Genomic DNA, 21,137 nt, shown 5'->3' with positions numbered 1-21,137 from the left:
TTCGTATCTCGCTGAGGATGGCGGTAGAAAAATCAACCGCCTCCCTTTGTGTTGACGCATGCGAGAAAAAGCGAAGAACACTTATTAGCCGATATGTCGTCGGATCTTTGAACAGGCACACGTCCACGCCTGCCGGGGTAGGCGCTTACAGGCAGCGCGCGCGCATGAAATCGCCCCAGCGGCGCACCAGATAGTTGTGCTCATCCATCACCGAATTCCACACGGCGATGTGCCCCATGCGCTGCTCATAGGAGCCACCGTCACGCACTTCGCCGATGTCGATCAGCGGCAGGCCATCGCTGCCCGGCAGCTCTTCGCGCGCGGGCTTGCCGGCATACCAGTAATCCCACTCGGCGCTGCTCAGGTGGTCGCGACTGCGCGCCGGGTTGCCGATGTAGTAACCCTGGCGCGCCATCACCGCACCCGGCCAGCCGGACAACCACCAATTGAGGTAGGCGTAGGCCGCATCCAGCACCGGGCCCTGGGCATGGCGCGACAACGACAACCCGCCGAACCAGGCGCGATAGCCTTCTCGCGGCACGGCAAGCCGGTATTTCACGCCGGCACGGTGCAGGCGCATCAAGGTGGGTGACCACAGGCTCTGGATGTCGATGCTGGGGCTGAGCATCAGTTGCGCGGCTTCTTCATCGTCGGACCAGAACGCCGCGAAGTGCCCCTCCTTTTGCTTGCGCACCAGAATCCCGGCGAGCACGTCGATTTCCTCGATGCTCATGTTGCCGATGTCTTTGAACTGCGCCAGCCCCGCACCCTGCACCGCCAGCGCGGCATCCAGCGCACCGATGGCGGCGTCACTTTGCAGCGCCGTGCGCGCGCGCCACGCAGGGTCCAGCAGCCATCCCCAGCTTTCATTGCCGTGGCAGAAGCCCACGGGCAGACGTTCCGGGCGATAGGCAAAACTGTCGGCGTTGTGGGTCAGCGGCAGCATGCTGATGCGCTCGGTCACGCTGCTGCCGAGGCTGCCGTCATGCTGCACGAACAGCCGCTCACTCGGCACGCTGCCGCTGCCCAGGCGGTCGCTGGGCGACAGTCGGCCGCGCTTGGGCAGATCGTTGATCTCATGCCACAGCGCGATGCGCCGCGTGTCGATGGGCTGGATCGCCCGCGCCGGCCACACGAAGTCGACGTTGTGGAACCATTGGTCGTACAGGTCGTAACTGTCGGGCTGCATCACCGCGATACGCTGGGCCTGTTCCACATCATGCACCTGGTACACCAGGCGAATGCCCAGCTCCTGCTCGGCGCGCACGCGCAGGCATTCGAGCAAGGTCACGGAGGTGCCGAGCACGCGCAGTGTGATCATGCTGCGAACCGCCGCGCGAACACATCAAAGGAACGGCGCAACAGCGCAGGGTCGAGGCCGCGCAGGATGAACACCAGGCGCGACTGGCGCTCGGTGCCAGGCCAGGCAGGCAGATGCACCGGGGCATGCAGGCAGTGCTGCACGCCATGAATGACGATAGGGGCCGAGCTTGCGTTCACGTTGAGCAGTCCTTTGACGCGAAGGATTCGTTCGCCGTGGCATCTTAGCAGCATCGACAACCACACCCCGAACCCGACCCAGTCCAGCGGTTGCTCGAAGGTCAGGCAGCACACCTGCGCCGCGCCGTGGCGGGCCGTGACCGGTTGATGCAGCTGCCAGCGACTGACCTCCACGGCGGGCTCGGCGCCGCGCACGCCTTCGCCGAGCAGCAGTTGATCGCCGCTGTGAATGGCCTGGGTCTCGAGGATCAACGTACCGGCGTTAAGGGCGTGCAGGTGCTCGCGCAGCGCGGTGCAATCGTCGACCAGGTCGGTCTTGCTCAACAGCAACCGGTCGGCCGCCGCCACCTGGGCCAGCCACTCCGGGTGCAGACGCTCTTGCAGGGCAGCATGGCTGGCATCGACCAGGGTGATCACCAGGCCGATATGAAAACGCCCGCGCAGTTGCACGTCGTTGTTCAGCGTGGCGAGGATCGGCGCGGGGTCGGCAAGGCCCGTGGTTTCCAGGATCACCCGCTTGAAGGCCGGGATTTCGCCGCGCTCACGGCGTTGCAACAGGCCCAGCAACGCGTCCTTCAACTCGCCGCGAATCGAGCAGCACACGCAGCCGCTGGGTAGCAGGACGGTGTCCGGCGCGACTTCTTCCACCAGCAGATGGTCGATGCCGACATCGCCGAACTCGTTGATCAGCAACGCAGTGTCGCCCAGGCTTTCGCCCTGCAACAGGCGCTTGAGTAAGGTGGTCTTGCCGCTGCCAAGGAAACCGGTGACGACATTCAGTGCAATACTCATTTTTTCTATCTCCACTGCCTCTGTAGGAGCGAGCTTGCTCGCGAAAATCGTCAACGATGACGCAGCGCTAACAGATGCTCCGCGTCGCCTGCTAGTTTTTCGCGAGCAAGCTCGCTCCTACAGTTTGGGGTGCTCCAAGTGGTCGAGCAGGATGGGGTCGAGGGGATCCAGCGGCCGGCCGAGCATGGTTTCGGCCGCCTGCCAGAGTTGATCCAGGCCGCTGGCCAGTGCCTGTTTGCCAGTGGCGCCGAGCAGCAGATAGGAGGCGCCCTGGAAGTCCTCGACCTTGAGCCGAAACACCGCCAGCACCTGGTTGATCGCCGCAATCCGGCGCAGGCGCTCGCGCCGTCTGGGCAGCGCGTCGCCCAGAGGGTCGCTCCAGTGCAGGTCTTCGCCGAGCAAGCCACACAGTCCGCACATGGTCAGGCCCCGCTCATGGCATGACATCGCCGGCGTTCGGGCCCAGGGTCTGGCCGACGAACAGATTGCCGCCCGGGGTACTGGCCAGCAGCACGGCGGCAGGCGCGACTTCGTCCGCCAGGCCGAAGCGGCCCAGCGGCAGTTCGGCGGCCTTGGCGCGTTTCCAGCTGTCGCTGATGCCGCCCACCAGCGGGGTTTCGATGGGCCCGGGGGCGATGGCGTTGACCAGTACATTGTCCTTGGCCACTTCCAGGGCCAGGGACTTGGTGAAGCCAATCACCCCGGCCTTGGCTGCCGCGTAATGGCTCAGTTCGGCACCGCCCTTGATGCCCAGCTGCGAGGCGACGTTGATGATCCGCCCCCAGCGCTGCGCGAGCATATGGGGCAAGGCACGCTGGCTGGCGACGAAGACGCTGGTGAGGTCGACACGCAGCATCTCGTCCCACATAGCGATGGTCAGGTCGACGCACCGTGCCTGGGTCAGCATACCGGCGTTGTTGACCAGAATATCGATACCGCCGAAGTGCTCGACGCATCGGTCAACGCCGGCCTGGGCGCCTTCGACGGTGCCGACATCGGCCAGGCACTCGACCACCTCCGCCCCGAGGTTGCGACAGGTGATCGCGATTTCAGCGAGGCTCGCCGCGTTGCGGTCGGCCAGCACCAGGCGTGCGCCTTCAACCGCGTAAGCCTGGGCGATGGCGGCGCCGATGCCGCTGCCGGCACCGGTGATGACGGCGCGGCGATTAGTCAGTTGGAGCATGGCAGTTCCTCCATGGTAAAACGCGGTCCTTGTGGGAGGGGGCTTGCCCCCGATAGCGGTGGTTCAGCCACTGCTGGCTTGCCTGAGGCACCGCCATCGGGGGCAAGCCCCCTCCCACATTTTTGGGTTGAGTAGAGTCAGTGGGAACAGTGAGCCCCCTCCCACACTTTTGGGTTGAGTACCTTCAGTCAGGCCAGCGCACGGTCAAGCCGCCGTCGATGATGATGCTTTGCCCGGTCAGGTAGCTCGAGGCGTCGCTGGTCAAAAACTGCACCAGCGACGCCACTTCATCGGCGCGCCCTACCCGGCCCAGCGGGATCGCCTTTGCAGCCTTGGCCAACCCTTCAGGCCCCAGCGAATTCTTCGCATCCAATGACTGCGGCGTCTCGATCAACCCGGGGATCACCGCATTGCACCGAATGCCCTTGGCCGCCAGCTCCACCGCCAGCGAACGACACAACCCCGGCACCCCGGCCTTGGCCGCCGCGTAGTGGCTGTGGTCCTGCCAGCCATATACGCCACCGGCAATCGACGAAATGGCCACCAGCGCGCCGCCTTCGGTCATGTGCCGCGTGGCGGCGCGGAAGGTGCGCATCACTCCGGTGAGGTCGACATTGAGCATCTCGTCCCACAACGCATCGCTCATTTCCAGCAACGGCGCACGACGCAACAACCCGGCATTGGCCACTGCATAATCGAGGCGTCCGAAATGCCGCACCGCGTGCTCGGCCAGGGCGTCCACCGAGGCGCTGTCGCCCACGTCCAGCGCCAGCATCAGGCATTCGCCACCGGCTTCTTCCACCAAGGCAACGGTGGTGTGCGGGTCGTGGGGGTCGGCCGGGTAATACCCGCCTGCCACCGCCACGCCGCTGCGCGCATAGGCCACGGCAAGGGCCTGGCCGATGCCGCTGGCGGCACCGGTAATCAAGGCAACTTTACGGTTCATCGGCAACTCCTTACAGAACGGTTTCCGGACGCACATGGCGTGCGGCAAACATCAAGGCGCCGGACAGAAAGCACGGCAGCGCGCCGAACCACAGCGCGGCGGTCTGCCAGTCACTGCCGGCGGACAACACCTGAGTGGCGCCAAACCCGGCCACCACGGCGCCGATCGGCCCCATGGCATGGATGATCGCGCCACCGGTGGCGCGGATGCTGGTGGGGAAACTTTCGCTGATGAAGAACAGCGCCGCCGAATACGGCCCGATCAGGAAGAACAGGCCCAGGCTGTACAGCCCGACCACCGTCGGCATATTGCTCGGGCCGAACAGCATGCCGGCGAATGCCAGGCCGCCGAGCATCCAGCCCAGGCCGATCACGTTGCGTCGGCCGATCTTGTCGCCCATCCAGCCGTGGCTCAGGTAGCCGCAATAGCCCACCAGGTTCGACAGCACCAGGATGATCAGCGAGTTCTCGAACGAGATGTGGTGCACGCTGACGATCACCGAAGTGCCGAGCACGCTGAACACCTGGATCGCCGCCCAGTTGAGCAGCAGCGCGGCGCCGATCACCAGGGTGGCGCGGCGGGCCGGGCCACGGAACGCGGCCTTGAGGCCGGCCTTGCTGTGTTCGTCATAGTCCACGCCGTAGGTGGCGGCCACGTTCTGCGCCTCGCTCACCGCGCCGCGTTTACGCAGCTGGCTGATGCGCTGGTGAATCTGGAACTGCGGGCTCTCCTTGAGCTTGCGCGCCATGATTGCAATCACGATGGCCGGGATCGCGGCGAAGATGAAACAGCCCTGCCAGCCGATAATCGGCAGCAGCAGTGCAGTGAGTCCGGCGGCGATCAGCGCGCCGACCGGCCAGCCGCCCTGCACCAGGCTGTAGATGAACCCGCGACGCTTGGTCAGTTTCGGGTCTTGCGAGGCGCCATACAGCTCACTCAGGTAAGTGGCATTCACGGTTTCTTCGGCATACCCCAGGCCACCCAGCGAGCGAATCAGGATCAGCGGCGACTTGCCCCACGCCCCGCCAATCGCGGTGAGCGCCGAGCACAGCGCGGAACCGGCCACGGTGAAGATGATCCCCTGACGCCGCCCCAGCCTGTCGACGATAGGCCCGATGGCAAACGCGACCACCGCCGTGCCCACCGCCACCCAGGTCGCGATTTGCGCTTGCTCCACTTCACCCCAGCCAAAGTGTCGGCCGATCTCCGGCAGCAAGGTGCCGAACAGGATGAAGTCATACACCGCGAACACCCAGGCAAAAAACGCGATCCAGGTGGCGAAGCGCACTTCCTGGGACGTCAATTGCCGGGGTTTCCAGCCAGTCAGGTCAAGCTTGTTGTAGATAGACATGGAGCGCGCCTCAAGGAATTGGGATTGCCCTCCCTGTAGGAGCGAGCTTGCTCGCGAAGAATCCATGAGCGCCGCGAGCATCCAGACTGCCCGCGTCGTCATTGACGATTTTCGCGAGCAAGCTCGCTCCTACAGGGTTCAGGGTTGGGGTCAGGTGCGGGGTTGGCGGCGGATGAAGTCGTCGGCGATTTCGTCGAAGGTGACAAAGCGCACGCCGGCATGGCTCTGGATGTGTTCGATCAGGCGCTCAAGCATCAGCAGCACCTGCGGACGGCCGGACACGTCGGGGTGGATGGTCATGGTGAATACCGCGTGCTCGTGTTCGCGGTAGACCCAGTCGAACTGGTCGCGCCACATCTCTTCCAGGTGACGCGGGTTGACGAAGCCATGGCTGTTGGGGGCTTTCTTGATGAACATCATCGGTGGCAGGTCGTCGAGATACCAGTTGGCCGGGATTTCCACCAGGTCGGTTTCCTCGCCGCGCACCAGAGGTTTCATCCAGGTGTCGGGGTGCTGGCTGTAGTCGATCTTGGTCCAGCTGTCGCCCTTGCGCACGTAGTAGGGGTGGAAGTCGTTGTGCATCAGGCTGTGGTCATACTTGATGCCTTTTTTCAGCAGCAGCTCGTTGGTCACCTTGCTGAACTCCCACCATGGCGCGACGTAGCCGGTGGGGCGTTTGCCGGTGACCTGGGTAATCAGTTCGATGGATTTATCCAGGACGATTTCCTCCTGCTCGGCGGTCATCGCGATGGGGTTTTCGTGGCTGTAGCCGTGCACGCCGATTTCGTGGCCGGCGTCGGCCACTGCCTTCATCTGTTCGGGGAAGGTTTCCATCGAATGGCCGGGGATGAACCAGGTGGTGCGCAGGCCGTAGCGCTCGAACAGTTTGAGCAGGCGCGGCGCGCCGACTTCACCGGCGAACAGGCCGCGGGAGATGTCGTCTGGCGAGTCTTCACCGCCGTAGGAACCGAGCCAGCCGGCGACGGCGTCCACGTCGACGCCGAATGCACAGAGAATGTCTTTAGCCATGGTGTGTCTCCTTCAAGGGTTGAGGGCGGTTTCGACCGACAGCGCGGCCCTGAGCAGGCGCGCGTCCTCGCCACAGGGGGCGCTGAGCAGCAGACCGGTGGGCAGGCCGAGGGCATCGCGGCCGCTGGGCAGGCTGACCCCCGGCATGTCGAGCAGGCTGCCGGGCATGGTCAGGCGCAGGGTCGCAAGGTTGGTGCTGACGAACAGTTCGTCGTCGGCTTCCAGCGGTGCCAGCGCCGGGGCGACGTGGGCGACCGTCGGGGTGATCAGCAGAGCGCCGTCAAGGTCGTCGCTCAGTTGGTGCTGCAGGCGCCGGCGCGCATCGGTCAGGTGGATCAACTGGCTGGCCGGCAAGGCCCGGGCGGCTTCGAGACGTCGGCGCACACGCGGGTCGAGTTGCTCGGCGTCACGGCTGTCGAGCAAGGCCTGGTGCAGGGCGAACGCTTCGAAAGCGCCGAGCCAGCCGTGCTGACGGATCAAATCGAGGGTGCCCTGGAACGTGGCACAGGGCCGCTCGTCCACCAGCGCACCGCAGGCCCTGAGCTGGTCCGCCGCGCGCAGCAGGTTGTCGCGCACGGCTGGCTCGACGTCTTGCAACACGCCTTGCTCAAGCACGAAACGCTGGCCCTTCAGGCTGCGGGCGATATGGGTTCGCACGCGGCCATGGAGCAGGTCGTCGATGACCAGTGCATCGCGCACGCTGCGGGTTAGCGGGCCGAGACTGTCGAGGCTGCGGGCCAAGGGGAATACGCCGTCGCGGCTGTAGCGGCGGCAGCTGCTGCGGTAGCCCACCACGCCATTGAGCGCGGCGGGAATGCGGATCGAGCCTGCGGTGTCGGTGCCCATGGCAATCGGCACGATACCGGCCGCCACCGCCACGCCCGAACCTGATGAGGAACCGCCGGGAATCCTTGGCTGATCGCGGCTGTTCGGGTTGTGGGGCGTGCCGAAGTGCGGGTTCAGGCCCAGGCCGGAATACGCCAGTTCACTGAGGTTGGTCTTGCCGATACTGACCATCCCGGCGCAGCACAACAGCCCCACGCTGGGCGCATCGAGCAAGGCGGCCGGCGCCTGGCGGCGATAGCCAGCGCCTGCGGTGGTGATGCTGCCGGCCACGTCGAACAGGTCCTTCCAGGCCAGGGGCACGCCGTCGAACGCACTCAACGGTTGGCCGGCACGCCAGCGTGCCGCGGACGCTTCGGCTTCCCGCCACGCACGCTCGGTGGTCAAGGAGATAAACACGCTGGGCGCCGTGCTCGCGTGCACGAGCGCCTGTTCAAGGACTTGCACCGGGTCGCTGCGACCACTGGCGAACGCTTCGGCCATGGAGGTGGCGTCTGACATCGAGATCACCTTAAAACGTATATATTTATAAAATGTACGTTTTAAGCAGGCAGCTTTCGTGCCAGTCTCTTGTCGGACCCTGCCTCGTTGACTGCGCGCCTTACCCATAACCACGGGATAGAAGCCTTCAAACGACGCAAAATAATTAGAGGCAGGTGCTGAGCCAAGCCTCTAGGGAAATAATGTATCTTTTATTAATAAATACATTTTGGTGCAAAAAGGTAACAGGCTGGCGCGAAAGGCCCCAGAAAAGTGCCACCGACGTGGCGCAGAGTGACAGGCCCATCTATGAGAGAATCCCGGGCTTCGCCACGCCTCAGAATTCTTGACCCAGAGATGCAGATGAAAACAGTGTCCGCCTCGGCCTCCCGTTACGCGATGATTCACACGGTGATGCGTGACGCGATCGTCAACGGCACCGCGCGCCATGGGCTTGTGCTGCTGGAAGCACCGCTGGCCGAGCTGTTCGGCACCAGCCGCGTGCCGGTGCGCAAGGCGCTGGACCTGCTGCACGAGGAGGGCCTGATCTGCCGCTTCAACGGCCGCGGCTACCTGATCAATCCTGAAGGCTTGGCCGTCGAACCGTTGCGCCTGCCCCTGAGTCCTGCACATCTGGGTCTTAATGGCGAGGGCGATCTGGTGGACACCCGGCCATTGGGCGAGCGCATCGTCGAGGAAATCGGCGCGGCACTGTCCACCTGCATCGCCTTCGGCCATTACCGCCTGGACGAACAAGCCGCCGCCGACCTCTACGGCGTCAGCCGCGCCGTGGTGCGCGAGGCCTTGATGCGCCTGCGCGACCGTGGCCTGGTGGAGAAAGAGCCCTACTCCCAATGGCTGGCCGGGCCGTTGACCGCGCGGGAAGTCATCGAAGACTACGAACTGCGCGCCTGCCTGGAACCCGAGGCCCTGCGCCAGAGCGCGCCGGACCTCGACCGGCACGCCCTCCAAGCCATGCTGCAGCGGGTCATGGACGCTCAGGAGAACCCGCACTGCAGCCTGGAAGCCATCGAACAGATCGAAGAGGACTTGCACCAGCGCTGCCTCGCCGGCCTGCAGAACCGCAAGATCGCCGCGCTGATCCGCCAGGGCCAGAGCCCGATGATCATCAGCCGGATCTTCCATCGATTGCTGGGCATCGGCGCCGATCCGGCGATGCTGGCTGAACATCGGTTGATTCTGGAGCTGCTGTTGCATGGCGCGTTCGATGCGGCGGCGTTGAACCTGCGTGAGCATCTGCAGCGGGCAAGCCAGAGGATGCTGCAGCGGTTGAAGGTGCTTTCGGTGTTGCCGGAGCAGCCCCTTCCCGCGTACCTGCACAAAATCAGCTGACTCACAGGCCAAATGTGGGAGGGGGCTTGCCCCCGATGGCGGCGTGGAAGCTCGTTCCCACGCTCCCGCGTGGGAATTGAGCCCGTGACGCTCTGCGTCACCCATGCGCAGTGTTGGCGGGACGCGGAGCGTCCAAGGAGGCATTCCCACGCAGAGCGTGGGAACGATCAACAGCTGACGCTACGCCGGCCACTCAGTAATTATATGCAATATGTTGCTATCTCACCCCTGCCATTGAAACCACCACTGCCCTGCCCCATCTAAGCTGCATACTTCCTTATGCAGGTGCCCCATGAGCGACCAGCAAGACGTCCCCGATTACGACCTGAACGACTACGCCGACCCCGAGAACGCAGAAACCTCGTCCAACACCGGCCTGGCCCTGCCTGGGCAAAACCTGCCGGACAAGGTCTACATCATCCCGATCCACAACCGGCCCTTCTTCCCGGCGCAAGTGCTGCCGGTGATCGTCAATGAAGAACCCTGGGCCGAGACCCTGGAACTGGTGAGCAAGTCCGACCATCACTCCCTCGCGCTGTTCTTCATGGATACACCACCCGAAGACCCGCGCCATTTCGACACCTCGGCCCTGCCGCTGTACGGCACCCTGGTCAAGGTGCACCACGCCAGCCGCGAGAACGGCAAGCTGCAGTTCGTCGCCCAGGGCCTGACCCGCGTGCGCATCAAGACCTGGCTCAAGCACCACCGCCCACCGTACCTGGTGGAGGTCGAATACCCGCACCAGCCAAGCGAGCCGACCGACGAGGTCAAGGCCTACGGCATGGCGCTGATCAATGCGATCAAGGAACTGCTGCCGCTCAACCCGCTGTACAGCGAAGAGTTGAAGAACTACCTCAACCGCTTCAGCCCCAACGACCCGTCACCGCTCACCGACTTCGCCGCCGCGCTGACCTCGGCCACCGGTAACGAGTTGCAGGAAGTGCTGGACTGCGTGCCCATGCTCAAGCGCATGGAAAAAGTGCTGCCGATGCTGCGCAAAGAGGTCGAAGTCGCGCGCCTGCAGAAAGAACTCTCCGCCGAGGTGAACCGCAAGATCGGCGAACATCAGCGCGAGTTCTTCCTCAAGGAACAGCTCAAGGTCATCCAGCAGGAGCTGGGCTTGACCAAGGACGACCGCAGCGCGGATGTCGAACAGTTCGAGCAGCGGCTGGAGGGCAAGGTGCTGCCGGCCCAGGCGCAGAAACGTATCGATGAAGAACTCAACAAGCTGTCGATCCTGGAAACCGGCTCGCCGGAATACGCCGTCACCCGCAATTACCTGGACTGGGCTACCTCCGTTCCGTGGGGCGTGTATGGCGAAGACAAGCTCGACCTGAAACATGCGCGCAAGGTGCTGGATAAACACCACGCGGGCCTGGACGACATCAAGAGCCGCATCCTCGAGTTTCTCGCGGTCGGCGCCTATAAGGGCGAAGTCGCCGGCTCCATCGTGCTGCTGGTGGGCCCGCCGGGCGTGGGCAAGACCAGCGTGGGCAAATCCATCGCCGAATCCCTCGGGCGGCCGTTCTACCGATTCAGTGTCGGCGGCATGCGCGACGAGGCCGAGATCAAGGGCCACCGCCGCACCTACATCGGCGCCCTGCCCGGCAAGCTGGTGCAGGCGCTCAAGGATGTGGAGGTGATGAACCCGGTGATCATGCTCGACGAGATCGACAAGATGGGCCAGAGCTTCCAGGGCGACCCGGCCTCGGCCCTGCTCGAAACCCTCGATCCCGAGCAGAACGTCGAATTCCTCGACCACTACCTGGACCTGCGCCTGGACCTGTCCAAGGTGCTGTTCGTGTGCACCGCCAACACCCTGGACTCGATTCCCGGCCCGTTGCTCGACCGTATGGAAGTGATTCGCCTGTCGGGCTACATCACCGAAGAAAAAGTCGCCATCGCCAAGCGCCACCTGTGGCCCAAGCAGCTGGAAAAAGCCGGCGTGGCGAAAACCAGCCTGAGCATCAGCGATAGCGCCTTGCGCGCGTTGATCGATGGGTATGCACGGGAAGCCGGTGTGCGCCAGTTGGAGAAACAACTGGGCAAACTGGTGCGCAAGGCGGTGGTCAAGCTGCTGGACGAGCCGGATACGGTGATCAAGATCGGCCCCAAGGACCTGGAAAGCTCCCTGGGCATGCCGGTGTTCCGCAATGAACAAGTGCTGTCCGGCACCGGCGTGATTACCGGCCTGGCCTGGACCAGCATGGGCGGCGCGACCTTGCCGATTGAAGCAACGCGTATCCACACGCTCAATCGCGGCTTCAAGCTCACCGGGCAACTGGGTGAAGTGATGAAAGAATCTGCGGAAATCGCCTACAGCTTTATCAGCTCCAACCTGAAGTCGTTTGGCGGTGATCCGAAGTTCTTCGACGAAGCCTTCGTGCACCTGCACGTACCGGAAGGCGCCACGCCGAAAGACGGACCGAGCGCGGGCGTGACCATGGCCAGCGCATTGCTGTCCCTGGCACGCAACCAACCGCCGAAAAAAGGCGTGGCAATGACCGGTGAACTGACACTGACCGGGCATGTACTGCCGATTGGCGGCGTGCGTGAGAAGGTGATTGCGGCGCGGCGCCAGAAGATTCACGAGCTGATCCTGCCGGAGCCCAATCGCGGCAGCTTCGAGGAATTGCCGGAGTACCTCAAGGAAGGGATGACGGTGCACTTTGCCAAGCGCTTTGCGGATGTGGCAAAGGTGCTTTTCTGACAGGTATGTAGTGCCTGAACTGGCGCTATCGGGGGCAAGCCCCCTCCCACACTTGAATGTATTCACAATTCAAATGTGGGAGGGGGCTTGCCCCCGATGAGGCCAGAATTGCCAACACAGCCCTCACCTGTCACACCTCGCCCCATCTTCGGTTATGCTCGCCCTTCGTCGTGTATCAACGGAGCCTCCATGACCGCAGCCCGCCTGCTTCTCCCTCTAAGCCTTGCCCTGCTGGCCGCGTGCGCCAGTGCGCCCAAGCAAAACATCACCGTGGACGACCAGAGCGCCTGCCCCCTCCAGCTCAAATCCGGTCAGAACCTGATCCTCACCCTGCCCAGCAATCCCACCACCGGTTACCGCTGGGCCATCCAGGATTCCGCCGGCGGCGTGTTGCGTGCGCTGAGCCCGGAGGTGTACAGCAGCAGCGAGTCCGGCGTGATCGGTGGCGGCGGCCAGTCCACCTGGCGCTTCCAGGCATTTGCCCCAGGGCAAGGCCGTCTGCGCCTGACCTCCCAGCAACCGTGGGAGCCAGAGGCAGAACCTGTCGAGACCTTCGACTGCGCCATTACCGTGAACTGATCAGCAGATCCCTGGCGATTGCCGCTGCTCGGCTTTCCATCAGACAACCCGCGCATCCGAGGGCCAAGTTGGCTAAAATGCCGGCCTTCCCCCCTCGTCGCCGGAACAACCGTGAGCAAAGAACCCGATCGCCTATTCGCCCAGCCCCTGCCCCAGGTGCCGGACTTCGCCTTTAACGAGGACGTGGTGCGGGTGTTCCCGGACATGATCAAGCGTTCGGTGCCCGGCTACCCGACCATTGTCGAAAACCTCGGCGTGCTTGCCGCCCAGTTCGCCCAGCCAAACAGTGTGCTGTACGACCTGGGTTCATCCCTGGGCGCGGTGACCCAAGCGCTGCGCCGCCATGTGCGCACCGAAGGCTGCCGGGTGATCGCGGTGGATAACTCGACGGCGATGGTTGAACGCTGCCGCCAATACCTCAATGGCCAGGATTCGATGTTCCAGGAGTTGCTGCCGGTGGAGGTGATCGAAGGCGATATCCTCGCCCTGCAATTCCAGCCGGCTTCAGTGGTCGCGCTGAACTTCACCCTGCAATTTATCGCCCCCGCTGAACGCCTGGCGTTGCTCGGGCGCATCCGCCAGTCGCTGCTGCCGGGCGGTGCCCTGATCCTCTCGGAGAAGCTGCGCTTCAACGATGCCCAGGAACAGGCGCTGCTGACCGACCTGCATATCGCGTTCAAGCGCGCCAACGGCTACAGCGAACTGGAAATTGCCCAGAAGCGCAGCGCCATCGAAAACGTCATGAAACCCGACAGCCTCGAAGAACACCGCGAACGCCTGCTGGCGGCCGGGTTCTCGACAGTCGTGCCGTGGTTCCAGTGTCTTAACTTTGCCTCGTTGATTGCCTTGCCATGATTGATCTGTCTCCCCTCGCCCGCCATTTGGTGGGCACTCCTTTGGCCGTGTGGGCCCAAGGCCTGCAAGCGCAGCTCGATAGCAAGATGGAAAAGGGCCACGGCGATCTGGAGCGCTGGCAAAGTGCTTTGGACGCATTGCCGAAGATCCAACCCAGCGAAGTCGACCTGCTCACTGGCCTGGTGCTGGACACGGACTGCGATGACGCCACCCGCGCACAGATGCACACCGCGCTGATGGGCCTGAGCCCGTGGCGCAAGGGGCCGTTCCACCTGTTCGGCGTGCATGTGGACACCGAATGGCGCTCGGACTGGAAGTGGTCGCGGGTGGCGCCGCACCTGGACTTGAAGGGCAAGCGCATCCTCGACGTGGGCTGCGGCAACGGCTACTACATGTGGCGCATGCTCGGCGCCGGCGCCGACAGCGTGATCGGCGTCGACCCGAACTGGCTGTTCTTCTGCCAGTTCCAGGCGGTGCAGCGTTACCTGTCCGAACCCAAGGCGTGGCACCTGCCGTTCCCGTTCGAAGACCTGCCGGCAAACCTGGAAGGCTTCGACACGGTGTTTTCCATGGGCGTGTTCTACCACCGGCGTTCGCCGATCGAGCATTTGCTGGCGCTCAAGGACACCCTGGTCAAGGGCGGCGAGCTGGTCCTGGAAACCCTGGTGGTGGCAGGCGACCAGCAGCAGGTGCTGGTGCCTGAAGATCGCTACGCGCAGATGCGCAACGTGTGGTTCCTGCCCTCGGTACCGGCGCTGATGCTGTGGCTGCGCCGCGCCGGGTTCAGTGATGTGCGCTGCGTGGATGTGAGCGTGACCACCATTGAGGAACAGCGTGGGACGGCGTGGATGAAGTATCAGTCGCTGAGTGATTTTCTGGATCCTGAGGATCACAGCAAGACCATTGAAGGGCTGCCGGCGCCGATGCGTGCCGTTATCATCGCCAAGAAGTGACCCCGATCTCCCTGAAACAACAGGGATCCAAATGTGGGAGGGGGCTTGCTCCCGATAGCAGTGTGTCAGTCAGCATAGTTGTAGCTGAGCCACCGCCATCGGGAGCAAGCCCCCTCCCACATTTGCTTATCAGTGTTCTTTAGAGCGGTGGTTTGGCGCGCCGGGCCTTGAAGAATTCACTTAGCACCGTACCGCACTCTTCGGCCAGCACGCCGCCTTCGAACAGTACCTTATGGTTGAGAAAACCCTGGGTAAAAAACTGCCCCTGGCTCTGCACGATCCCAGCCTTAGGCTCCAGCGCGCCATACACCACCCGCGCGACCCGCGAATGCACGATCAGGCCCGCGCACATGCTGCAGGGCTCCAGCGTCACATACAGCGTGCTGCCCACCAGGCGATAGTTGCTGATCGCTTGCGCAGCGGCGCGGATCGCGACCATCTCGGCATGGGCGCTGGGGTCATTGCCGCTGATGGGGCAGTTGAAACCGCGGCCGATGATCTCACCGTCCTGCACCAGGACCGCGCCCACCGGCACTTCACCCAGCGCGGCGCCTTGGGCGGCAAGTGCCAGGGCTTCACGCATGAAGTCCTGGTCGCGGCTGCGGTCGATGATCGCGGGGCGAATCTGGCGCATCACGCCACCTCGATGGCGGCCATGAGGCCGGTTTCCATATGGTCGATCACATGGCAGTGGAACATCCACACCCCCGGGTTATCCGCCACCAGCGCCACGCGGGCGCGTTCGTTCTTACCCAGCAGGTAAGTGTCGGTGAAATACGGAATGACCTTGTGGCGGTTCGACGCAATCACCTTGAAGCTCATGCCGTGCAGGTGGATCGGGTGCTGGTACTGGGTCATGTTCTTCAATTCGAAAATATAGCTTTTGCCCTTCTCCAACTTGGCAATCGGGCGGTCGGCGCAGGTTTTATCGGTGATGTCCCAGGCCTGGCCGTTGATCTGCCACAAGCTCGGCGGCTTGCCGTTATCGACGTTGACCGACACCGACCCCACCCACTCGAAATTGAAGTTGAGTTTTTCCGCAGTGGCCAGGTCCGGTTCGGCAACCGGGTTGGCCGGCAGGGCCGGTGGCCATTCGCTCGGCGCGTCGCTGCTGGCAACCGAGCGGAACGTACCCAGGCGCACCGGGCCATTGCGGATCGACAGTTCTTCGCCCGCCGGCGGCGCCTTGATCGCCAGGCAAATACGCATGCCAGGGCCCAGCCAGTATTCCTTGCCCAGCGGGCGCGGCTCGATGGGGTTGCCGTCCAGTGCGTAGATCCGCGCTTCGACGTCCGGGATGTTGAGGCGATAGGTCAGGGTGTTGTCGAGGTTGAGCAGGCGCACACGGGTGATCTGCCCGGCCGGCAGGTCGATCACCGCCTGGGACACGCCGTTGATGGTGGACAAGCGCCCCGCCGTGCCGCCACGCGCCGCTTCACGGGGGATACTGAACGCGACAAAGGCGCCCTCTTCGTCCACGTGCCAGCTTTTCAGGCTGAGGGTGCGTTCGTGCTTGAAGCCGGTGGGCTCACGCTCTTCGATGATCAACGGGCCGACCAGGCCACGGCCGAGTTCTTCGCTGCTGTTCACATGGGGGTGATACCAGTAGCTGCCGGCGTCGGGCACGCGGAACTTGTAGTCGAAGTATTCACCGGGCAATACCGGCAATTGCGAGACGTAAGGCACGCCGTCCATCTCCAGCGGCAGGCGGATGCCATGCCAGTGGATAGTGGTGGCGACCGGCAGGTGGTTGATAAAGCGCACCCGCAGCCATTCGCCCTGGCGTACGCGCAATTCGGTGCCTGGCGCCGAGGGGCCGAACGCCCAGGCTTGGGTCTTATGGCCCGGCACCAGCTCCACGTCCAGCGGCGCGGCAATCAACTCGTAATCGTGCCCCGCCTCGGATTCGGCAACCTTTCCCAGCCAGTAGCGGTAGCCGCCACCGGCACCGACGCCCACTACGGCCAGGCCTGCAAGGCCACCCAGGATTTGTCGACGGGAAAAGGATCGGGACACAACAACCTCACGTATCTGCGGCAGGCCAAGGCCCGCAAAGGGCTGACACGATACACCCGCGCGGGCTAAACAGTAAGGGTTCGCATTGCCGCATTCATGAAATCACAAGAAATCAAATGTGGGAGGGGGCTTGCCCCCGATAGCGGTGTATCAGCCATAAATGGGTTGGCTGACACTCTGCTATCGGGGGCAAGCCCCCTCCCACATTTTGCGCGGCTGTGTGGCTTCACTCAGTGCTTGGCGGCGGCCAGGATCAGGGCTTTCATTTCGGCCACGGCGCCTTTGAAACCGACGAACAGCGCGTGAGCCACCAGCGCGTGGCCGATGTTCAGTTCGTTGATGCCCTTGATGGCGGCTACGGCTTCGACGTTGTGATAGTGCAGGCCGTGGCCGGCATTGACGATCAGGCCTTCGCGAAGGCCGCAGCTCACACCGTCGATGATACGTTGCAGCTCGTCGGCCACTTCGGTTGGCGTGGTGGCATCGGCGTAGCGGCCGGTGTGCAGTTCGATGGCCGGGGCACCGACACGGCGGGAAGCTTCGATCTGGCGCTCGTCAGCGTCGATGAACAACGACACTTCGCTGCCGATCTTCGACAGACGCTCCACCGCCGCCTTGATCCGCGCTTCCTGGCCGGCCACGTCGAGGCCGCCTTCGGTGGTCAGTTCCTGGCGGGTTTCCGGCACCAGGCAAATGTGCGCCGGACGGATGCGCTCGGCGAACGCCATCATTTCCTCGGTGACGCCCATTTCGAAATTCATGCGGGTCTGCAGCACGTCTTTGAGCAGCAGAACGTCGCGCTCCTGGATGTGACGGCGGTCTTCGCGCAGGTGCACGGTGATGCCGTCGGCGCCCGCTTCTTCGGCGTCCAGCGCGGCCTTGACCGGGTCAGGGTAACGGGTGCCCCGGGCCTGGCGCAGGGTGGCGACGTGGTCGATGTTGACGCCAAGAAGAATGCGGTTGCTGGTGGTCACGGAAGCGCTCCTGAAAAGGGAAAGAATCGGTGCACAGCATACACGGGGATGTCAGGGCTTTCGAAACAACTCGCGACTGACCAGTGGCCGCCCGCCCAGGTGCACGGCCAGGGCCTGACGCATCAAACGCTTGGCGGCGGACAAGGCCCCGGGGGCCGTCCAGTCCGCGTCGCTCATGGCCAGCAGTTCGGCGCCCTGGAACAGGCCCGGTTGCAACAAGTAGACGCGTTCAAGGCCCGCGTCCACTTGCAGCCGGTACATGCCGTCGGCGGCGACGGGATCGCCGTGCAGGTCGTTGTGCAGTTCAAAGCCGTAGCCCAGATCATCCAGCAGGCGCCACTCAAAGGCGCGCAGCAGCGGCTCAAGGGGACGGCCTTCAGCCAGGGCAAGCAACGTGGCGGCGTAGTGATCGAAGATGCCCGGATGCGGGTCTTCGGCGGGCAACAGGCGGATCAGCAATTCGTTGAGGTAGAGCCCGCTGAACAGCGCATCGCCAATCAGCCAGGCAGAGGTGCCGACGCTTTCCAGGCGGCCGACGTTCTTCAACTCGCCCTTGCCACGAAACTCCACGTCCAGGGCCACGAAGGGCCGCGCCAACGTACCGGCCTTGCCCCGCGCGCTGCGCAAAACCGCGCGCAGACGGCCTTGCGGCGTGAGGAAGTCCACCAGAGCGCTGGTCTCACGGTAGGCGCGGCTGTGCAGGACGTAGGCGAGCTGGCTGGTGGGCGGGGATTGGGACATGGGTTCTCGATCTTGAAAACAACATCAACCTGATGTGGGAGGGGGCTTGCCCTAATGCCAGTCAGTTAAGGCTTTTTGTAGGAGCGAGCTTGCTCGCGAAGAACTCAGGCACTCCGCGTTTATTCAGAATGAACGCGTCGCCTGGACATTTTTCGCGAGCAAGCTCGCTCCTACAGAGGTCCACTTTCGCTTAACTGACTGGCAAGCCCCCCTCCCACATCCAGCCCTGCGGTGTATTCAAGGCCTTACAGGTCGCCGTAGCCCAGGGAGCGCAATGCACGCTCGTCATCGGACCAGCCACCCTTAACCTTCACCCACAGGTTGAGCATGATCTTGGAATCGAACAGCAACTCCATGTCCTTGCGCGCCTCGGTGCCGATGCGCTTGATGCGCTCGCCCTTGTCGCCAATGATGATTTTCTTCTGGCCGTCACGTTCAACGAGGATCAACGCGTGGATGTGCAGGGTTTTGCCCTGCTGCTTGAACTCTTCGATTTCAACGGTGATCTGGTACGGCAGCTCGGCGCCCATCTGGCGCATGATTTTCTCGCGTACCAGTTCGGCGGCGAGGAAGCGGCTGCTGCGGTCGGTGATCTGGTCTTCCGGGAAAAAGTGCTCGTTTTCCGGCAGGTAGCCGGCGATCACACGCTCCAGGGCTTCGAGGTTGTGCCCGTGCTGCGCCGAGATCGGCATGATCTGGGCGTTCGGCAGTTGTTCCTGCAGCCAGGTCAGGTGCGGCATCAGCTCGGCTTTGTCTTCGATACGGTCGGTCTTGTTCAGCGCGACGATTAACGGGCCGGTGACGTACTGCACGCGCTCGAGAACCATCTGGTCTTCGTCGGTCCACTTGGTGCGGTCAACCACGAAGATCACCACGTCGACGTCTTTCAACGCCGCCGAAGCGGTCTTGTTCATGTAGCGGTTAAGCGCCTTTTCACCGCCCTTGTGCATGCCCGGGGTGTCCACGTAGACCGCTTGCACGTTGCCTTCGGTCTTGATGCCCAGCATGTTGTGGCGGGTGGTCTGCGGCTTGCGCGAGGTGATCGCAAGCTTCTGGCCGAGGATGTGGTTCAGCAGCGTGGACTTGCCCACGTTCGGACGGCCGACGATGGCAACATAGCCACAGCGTGTTGCGGTTGAATCAGTCATGGCCATTCTCCACGCCCAGGGCAATCAGTGCTGCAGCGGCCGCTACCTGTTCGGCAATACGACGGCTCACACCCTGACCTCGGCTTTTTTCGTTCAGTAAGGTGATTTCACATTCCACGAAGAACACGCGGCAATGCGGCTCACCCTGGATATCCACCACTTCGTAGCGTGGCAGTTCACAACCGCGGGACTGCAGGTATTCCTGCAGGCGGGTCTTGGGGTCTTTGTTGGTGTCCACCAGCGTCAGGCTCTCGATTTCCGAAGCCAGCCACGCGACCACGCGCTCCTTGGCCGTCTCCATCCCTGCATCGAGGTAGATCGCACCGATCAATGCCTCCAGGGCATCAGCCAGGATCGACTCGCGACGGAACCCGCCGCTTTTCAATTCACCGGAGCCCAGGCGCAGGTACTCGCCCAGGCCGAAACCCCGGGCCAGCACGGCCAGGGTCTCGCCTTTCACAAGGCGCGCACGCAGGCGCGAAAGCTGGCCTTCGCGGGCTTGCGGAAAGCGCTCGAAGAGCGCCTCACCGGCGGCGAAATTGAGGATGGCATCACCGAGGAATTCCAGGCGCTCGTTATTGCGCCCTGCAAAACTGCGGTGTGTGAGGGCAAGGACCATCAATTCCTGGTCCTTGAAGGTGTAGCCGAGCTGGCGCTCGAGACGACTTAGAGAAACGGTCACGGTTTATCCATATCTAGTTGGTGGCACCGGCGGCCATCGACGATTGACGCAGTGTTCAAATTCAAATCCTGATAGCTGCTGCAAGGAGCCGGAAAATGTCCAAGCCCCAGAAAAGCATTCGGCGCTGTGATCACAGCGCCGCCTGTATTACCTGATCAGCCCCACCCGCGAGAAGTTCGGCAGATGGCTGAGCTTGGGTTCTGGCCAACTCATCCAGACCGCGAAGGCTTTGCCGACGATATTCTCGTCGGGCACCATGCCCAGCAGGTCCTTGGGAATATTGGGGTCGTCCCAGTAGCGGCTGTCGTTGGAGTTGTCGCGGTTGTCGCCCATCATGAAGTAGTGCCCGGCAGGCACTTTCCACTGGCCATCGGGCATCGCGCGGTAGCGGCTCATTTCCTTGCGGATCTGGTGCTCTACCGCACCGAGTTTTTCCTGGTACAGCTCGGCGCTGCCCAGGGTATTGGGCTCGGCGCCCAGCAACTTCTCGGCCACCGACTCACCATTGATGAACAGGCGCTTGTCGCTGGTATAGCGGATCACGTCGCCCGGCAGGCCGACCACGCGCTTGATGTAGTTGACGTTCGGGTCGCTTGGGTAGCGGAACACCATCACGTCACCGCGCTGCGGGTCACCGACCTCGATGACTTTCTTGTCGATCACCGGCAAGCGGATCCCGTAGGAAAACTTGTTCACCAGGATGAAGTCGCCCACGTCCAGGGTAGGCTTCATCGACCCCGACGGGATCTGAAACGGCTCCACCAGGAACGAACGCAGCACCAGCACGATGAACAACACCGGGAAGAACGACTTGCCGTATTCAACCAGCAAGGGCTCTTTGTTCAGCTTCTCGACCACCACCGCATCGGGCTGGCTGACGCTGCCCTGATACGACGCGATAGCCGCCCGCCGACGCGGGGCGAAGAACACCAGATCGAGCAACGCCAGGAAACCGCAGACGGCAACGGCGATGACCAGCAACAGCGGGAAATTTAGCGACAT

General features: G+C 63.2%; 20 protein-coding genes. 5 read left to right on the top strand and 15 right to left on the bottom strand.

Translation table 11 applies throughout. The features are described from left to right. Positions 1–145: 145 nt before the first annotated feature. The 8 genes from SC318_RS05665 to SC318_RS05630 all read right to left on the bottom strand — a co-directional run bounded on the left by SC318_RS05665 (position 146) and on the right by SC318_RS05630 (position 8,145). Positions 146–1,321 carry an ABC transporter substrate-binding protein gene (locus SC318_RS05665; RefSeq protein WP_320429982.1) on the bottom strand — a complete coding sequence of 392 codons (1,176 nt, stop codon included), beginning with the start codon at positions 1,319–1,321 and terminating at the stop codon, positions 146–148. Continuing rightward, on the bottom strand, positions 1,318–2,292 hold the full coding sequence (locus tag SC318_RS05660) for a CobW family GTP-binding protein (RefSeq protein ID WP_320429981.1): 975 nt from the start codon (positions 2,290–2,292) through the stop codon (positions 1,318–1,320). The genes SC318_RS05665 and SC318_RS05660 overlap by 4 nt, the downstream gene beginning before the upstream one ends. A gap of 117 nt (positions 2,293–2,409) precedes the next feature. Beyond that, positions 2,410–2,712 carry a hypothetical protein gene (locus SC318_RS05655; RefSeq protein WP_306491781.1) on the bottom strand — a complete coding sequence of 101 codons (303 nt, stop codon included), beginning with the start codon at positions 2,710–2,712 and terminating at the stop codon, positions 2,410–2,412. 13 nt (positions 2,713–2,725) lie between these two features. After that, positions 2,726–3,475 (bottom strand): SDR family NAD(P)-dependent oxidoreductase, encoded by a 750-nt coding sequence (locus SC318_RS05650; RefSeq protein ID WP_320429980.1) that lies wholly within the window; start codon positions 3,473–3,475, stop codon positions 2,726–2,728. Positions 3,476–3,659: 184 nt separating this feature from the next. Next, positions 3,660–4,421, bottom strand: coding sequence for an SDR family NAD(P)-dependent oxidoreductase (locus SC318_RS05645; RefSeq protein WP_320429979.1), 762 nt, complete (start codon positions 4,419–4,421; stop codon positions 3,660–3,662). Between the two features lie 10 nt (positions 4,422–4,431). Beyond that, on the bottom strand, positions 4,432–5,772 hold the full coding sequence (locus SC318_RS05640) for an MFS transporter (protein ID WP_320429978.1): 1,341 nt from the start codon (positions 5,770–5,772) through the stop codon (positions 4,432–4,434). Positions 5,773–5,922: 150 nt separating this feature from the next. Next, the gene (locus SC318_RS05635) at positions 5,923–6,801 is read right to left on the bottom strand and encodes a polysaccharide deacetylase family protein (RefSeq protein WP_010212857.1); all 879 of its coding nucleotides are present in this window, start codon (positions 6,799–6,801) and stop codon (positions 5,923–5,925) included. 12 nt (positions 6,802–6,813) lie between these two features. Beyond that, positions 6,814–8,145: an amidase gene (locus tag SC318_RS05630; RefSeq protein WP_320429977.1), complete on the bottom strand. Its 1,332-nt coding sequence runs from the start codon at positions 8,143–8,145 to the stop codon at positions 6,814–6,816. Between the two features lie 342 nt (positions 8,146–8,487). Between SC318_RS05630 and SC318_RS05625 the strand changes: the two genes are divergently transcribed. The 5 genes from SC318_RS05625 to cmoB all read left to right on the top strand — a co-directional run bounded on the left by SC318_RS05625 (position 8,488) and on the right by cmoB (position 14,574). Beyond that, entirely contained in the window at positions 8,488–9,477 is a 990-nt protein-coding gene (locus tag SC318_RS05625) for a GntR family transcriptional regulator (protein WP_320429976.1), read from the top strand. Between the two features lie 292 nt (positions 9,478–9,769). After that, complete coding sequence (gene lon, locus SC318_RS05620) at positions 9,770–12,187, top strand: endopeptidase La (protein ID WP_320429975.1); 2,418 nt, start codon at positions 9,770–9,772, stop codon at positions 12,185–12,187. A 189-nt stretch (positions 12,188–12,376) separates the two neighbouring features. Next, entirely contained in the window at positions 12,377–12,766 is a 390-nt protein-coding gene (locus SC318_RS05615; RefSeq protein WP_320429974.1) for a protease inhibitor I42 family protein, read from the top strand. 111 nt (positions 12,767–12,877) lie between these two features. Then, positions 12,878–13,621: a carboxy-S-adenosyl-L-methionine synthase CmoA gene (gene cmoA, locus SC318_RS05610; RefSeq protein ID WP_320429973.1), complete on the top strand. Its 744-nt coding sequence runs from the start codon at positions 12,878–12,880 to the stop codon at positions 13,619–13,621. Beyond that, a complete protein-coding gene (gene cmoB, locus SC318_RS05605; protein WP_320429972.1) occupies positions 13,618–14,574 on the top strand; it encodes a tRNA 5-methoxyuridine(34)/uridine 5-oxyacetic acid(34) synthase CmoB in 957 nt (318 codons plus the stop codon). The genes cmoA and cmoB overlap by 4 nt, the downstream gene beginning before the upstream one ends. Positions 14,575–14,713: 139 nt before the next feature. Here the strand turns inward: cmoB and tadA are convergent, their stop codons facing one another. The 7 genes from tadA to lepB form a co-directional block, all read right to left on the bottom strand. Then, entirely contained in the window at positions 14,714–15,208 is a 495-nt protein-coding gene (gene tadA, locus SC318_RS05600; protein ID WP_320429971.1) for a tRNA adenosine(34) deaminase TadA, read from the bottom strand. Next, a complete protein-coding gene (locus SC318_RS05595) occupies positions 15,208–16,590 on the bottom strand; it encodes a multicopper oxidase family protein (RefSeq protein ID WP_320429970.1) in 1,383 nt (460 codons plus the stop codon). Before SC318_RS05595 ends, tadA begins: the two co-directional genes overlap by 1 nt. 230 nt (positions 16,591–16,820) lie before the next feature. Then, positions 16,821–17,564, bottom strand: coding sequence for a pyridoxine 5'-phosphate synthase (gene pdxJ, locus SC318_RS05590; RefSeq protein ID WP_320429969.1), 744 nt, complete (start codon positions 17,562–17,564; stop codon positions 16,821–16,823). A gap of 51 nt (positions 17,565–17,615) precedes the next feature. Beyond that, the gene (gene recO, locus SC318_RS05585; RefSeq protein ID WP_320429968.1) at positions 17,616–18,305 is read right to left on the bottom strand and encodes a DNA repair protein RecO; all 690 of its coding nucleotides are present in this window, start codon (positions 18,303–18,305) and stop codon (positions 17,616–17,618) included. 245 nt (positions 18,306–18,550) lie between these two features. Beyond that, positions 18,551–19,453, bottom strand: coding sequence for a GTPase Era (gene era, locus SC318_RS05580; protein ID WP_005785147.1), 903 nt, complete (start codon positions 19,451–19,453; stop codon positions 18,551–18,553). Beyond that, entirely contained in the window at positions 19,446–20,135 is a 690-nt protein-coding gene (gene rnc, locus SC318_RS05575) for a ribonuclease III (protein WP_003188856.1), read from the bottom strand. Before rnc ends, era begins: the two co-directional genes overlap by 8 nt. 147 nt (positions 20,136–20,282) lie before the next feature. Beyond that, positions 20,283–21,137 carry a signal peptidase I gene (gene lepB / locus SC318_RS05570; protein ID WP_104501797.1) on the bottom strand — a complete coding sequence of 285 codons (855 nt, stop codon included), beginning with the start codon at positions 21,135–21,137 and terminating at the stop codon, positions 20,283–20,285.

This window comes from Pseudomonas sp. MUP55, from assembly GCF_034043515.1.
Lineage (GTDB): Bacteria > Pseudomonadota > Gammaproteobacteria > Pseudomonadales > Pseudomonadaceae > Aquipseudomonas.
This window is presented reverse-complemented; position numbering and strand designations above follow the sequence as displayed.

Coding starts and splice junctions, on each gene's coding strand:
- SC318_RS05665 (WP_320429982.1), bottom strand. CDS start 1,321: ATGATCACACTGCGCGTGCTCGGCACCTCCGTGACCTTGCTCGAATGC.
- SC318_RS05660 (WP_320429981.1), bottom strand. CDS start 2,292: ATGAGTATTGCACTGAATGTCGTCACCGGTTTCCTTGGCAGCGGCAAG.
- SC318_RS05655 (WP_306491781.1), bottom strand. CDS start 2,712: ATGTGCGGACTGTGTGGCTTGCTCGGCGAAGACCTGCACTGGAGCGAC.
- SC318_RS05650 (WP_320429980.1), bottom strand. CDS start 3,475: ATGCTCCAACTGACTAATCGCCGCGCCGTCATCACCGGTGCCGGCAGC.
- SC318_RS05645 (WP_320429979.1), bottom strand. CDS start 4,421: ATGAACCGTAAAGTTGCCTTGATTACCGGTGCCGCCAGCGGCATCGGC.
- SC318_RS05640 (WP_320429978.1), bottom strand. CDS start 5,772: ATGTCTATCTACAACAAGCTTGACCTGACTGGCTGGAAACCCCGGCAA.
- SC318_RS05635 (WP_010212857.1), bottom strand. CDS start 6,801: ATGGCTAAAGACATTCTCTGTGCATTCGGCGTCGACGTGGACGCCGTC.
- SC318_RS05630 (WP_320429977.1), bottom strand. CDS start 8,145: ATGTCAGACGCCACCTCCATGGCCGAAGCGTTCGCCAGTGGTCGCAGC.
- SC318_RS05625 (WP_320429976.1), top strand. CDS start 8,488: ATGAAAACAGTGTCCGCCTCGGCCTCCCGTTACGCGATGATTCACACG.
- lon (WP_320429975.1), top strand. CDS start 9,770: ATGAGCGACCAGCAAGACGTCCCCGATTACGACCTGAACGACTACGCC.
- SC318_RS05615 (WP_320429974.1), top strand. CDS start 12,377: ATGACCGCAGCCCGCCTGCTTCTCCCTCTAAGCCTTGCCCTGCTGGCC.
- cmoB (WP_320429972.1), top strand. CDS start 13,618: ATGATTGATCTGTCTCCCCTCGCCCGCCATTTGGTGGGCACTCCTTTG.
- tadA (WP_320429971.1), bottom strand. CDS start 15,208: ATGCGCCAGATTCGCCCCGCGATCATCGACCGCAGCCGCGACCAGGAC.
- recO (WP_320429968.1), bottom strand. CDS start 18,305: ATGTCCCAATCCCCGCCCACCAGCCAGCTCGCCTACGTCCTGCACAGC.
- era (WP_005785147.1), bottom strand. CDS start 19,453: ATGACTGATTCAACCGCAACACGCTGTGGCTATGTTGCCATCGTCGGC.
- lepB (WP_104501797.1), bottom strand. CDS start 21,137: ATGTCGCTAAATTTCCCGCTGTTGCTGGTCATCGCCGTTGCCGTCTGC.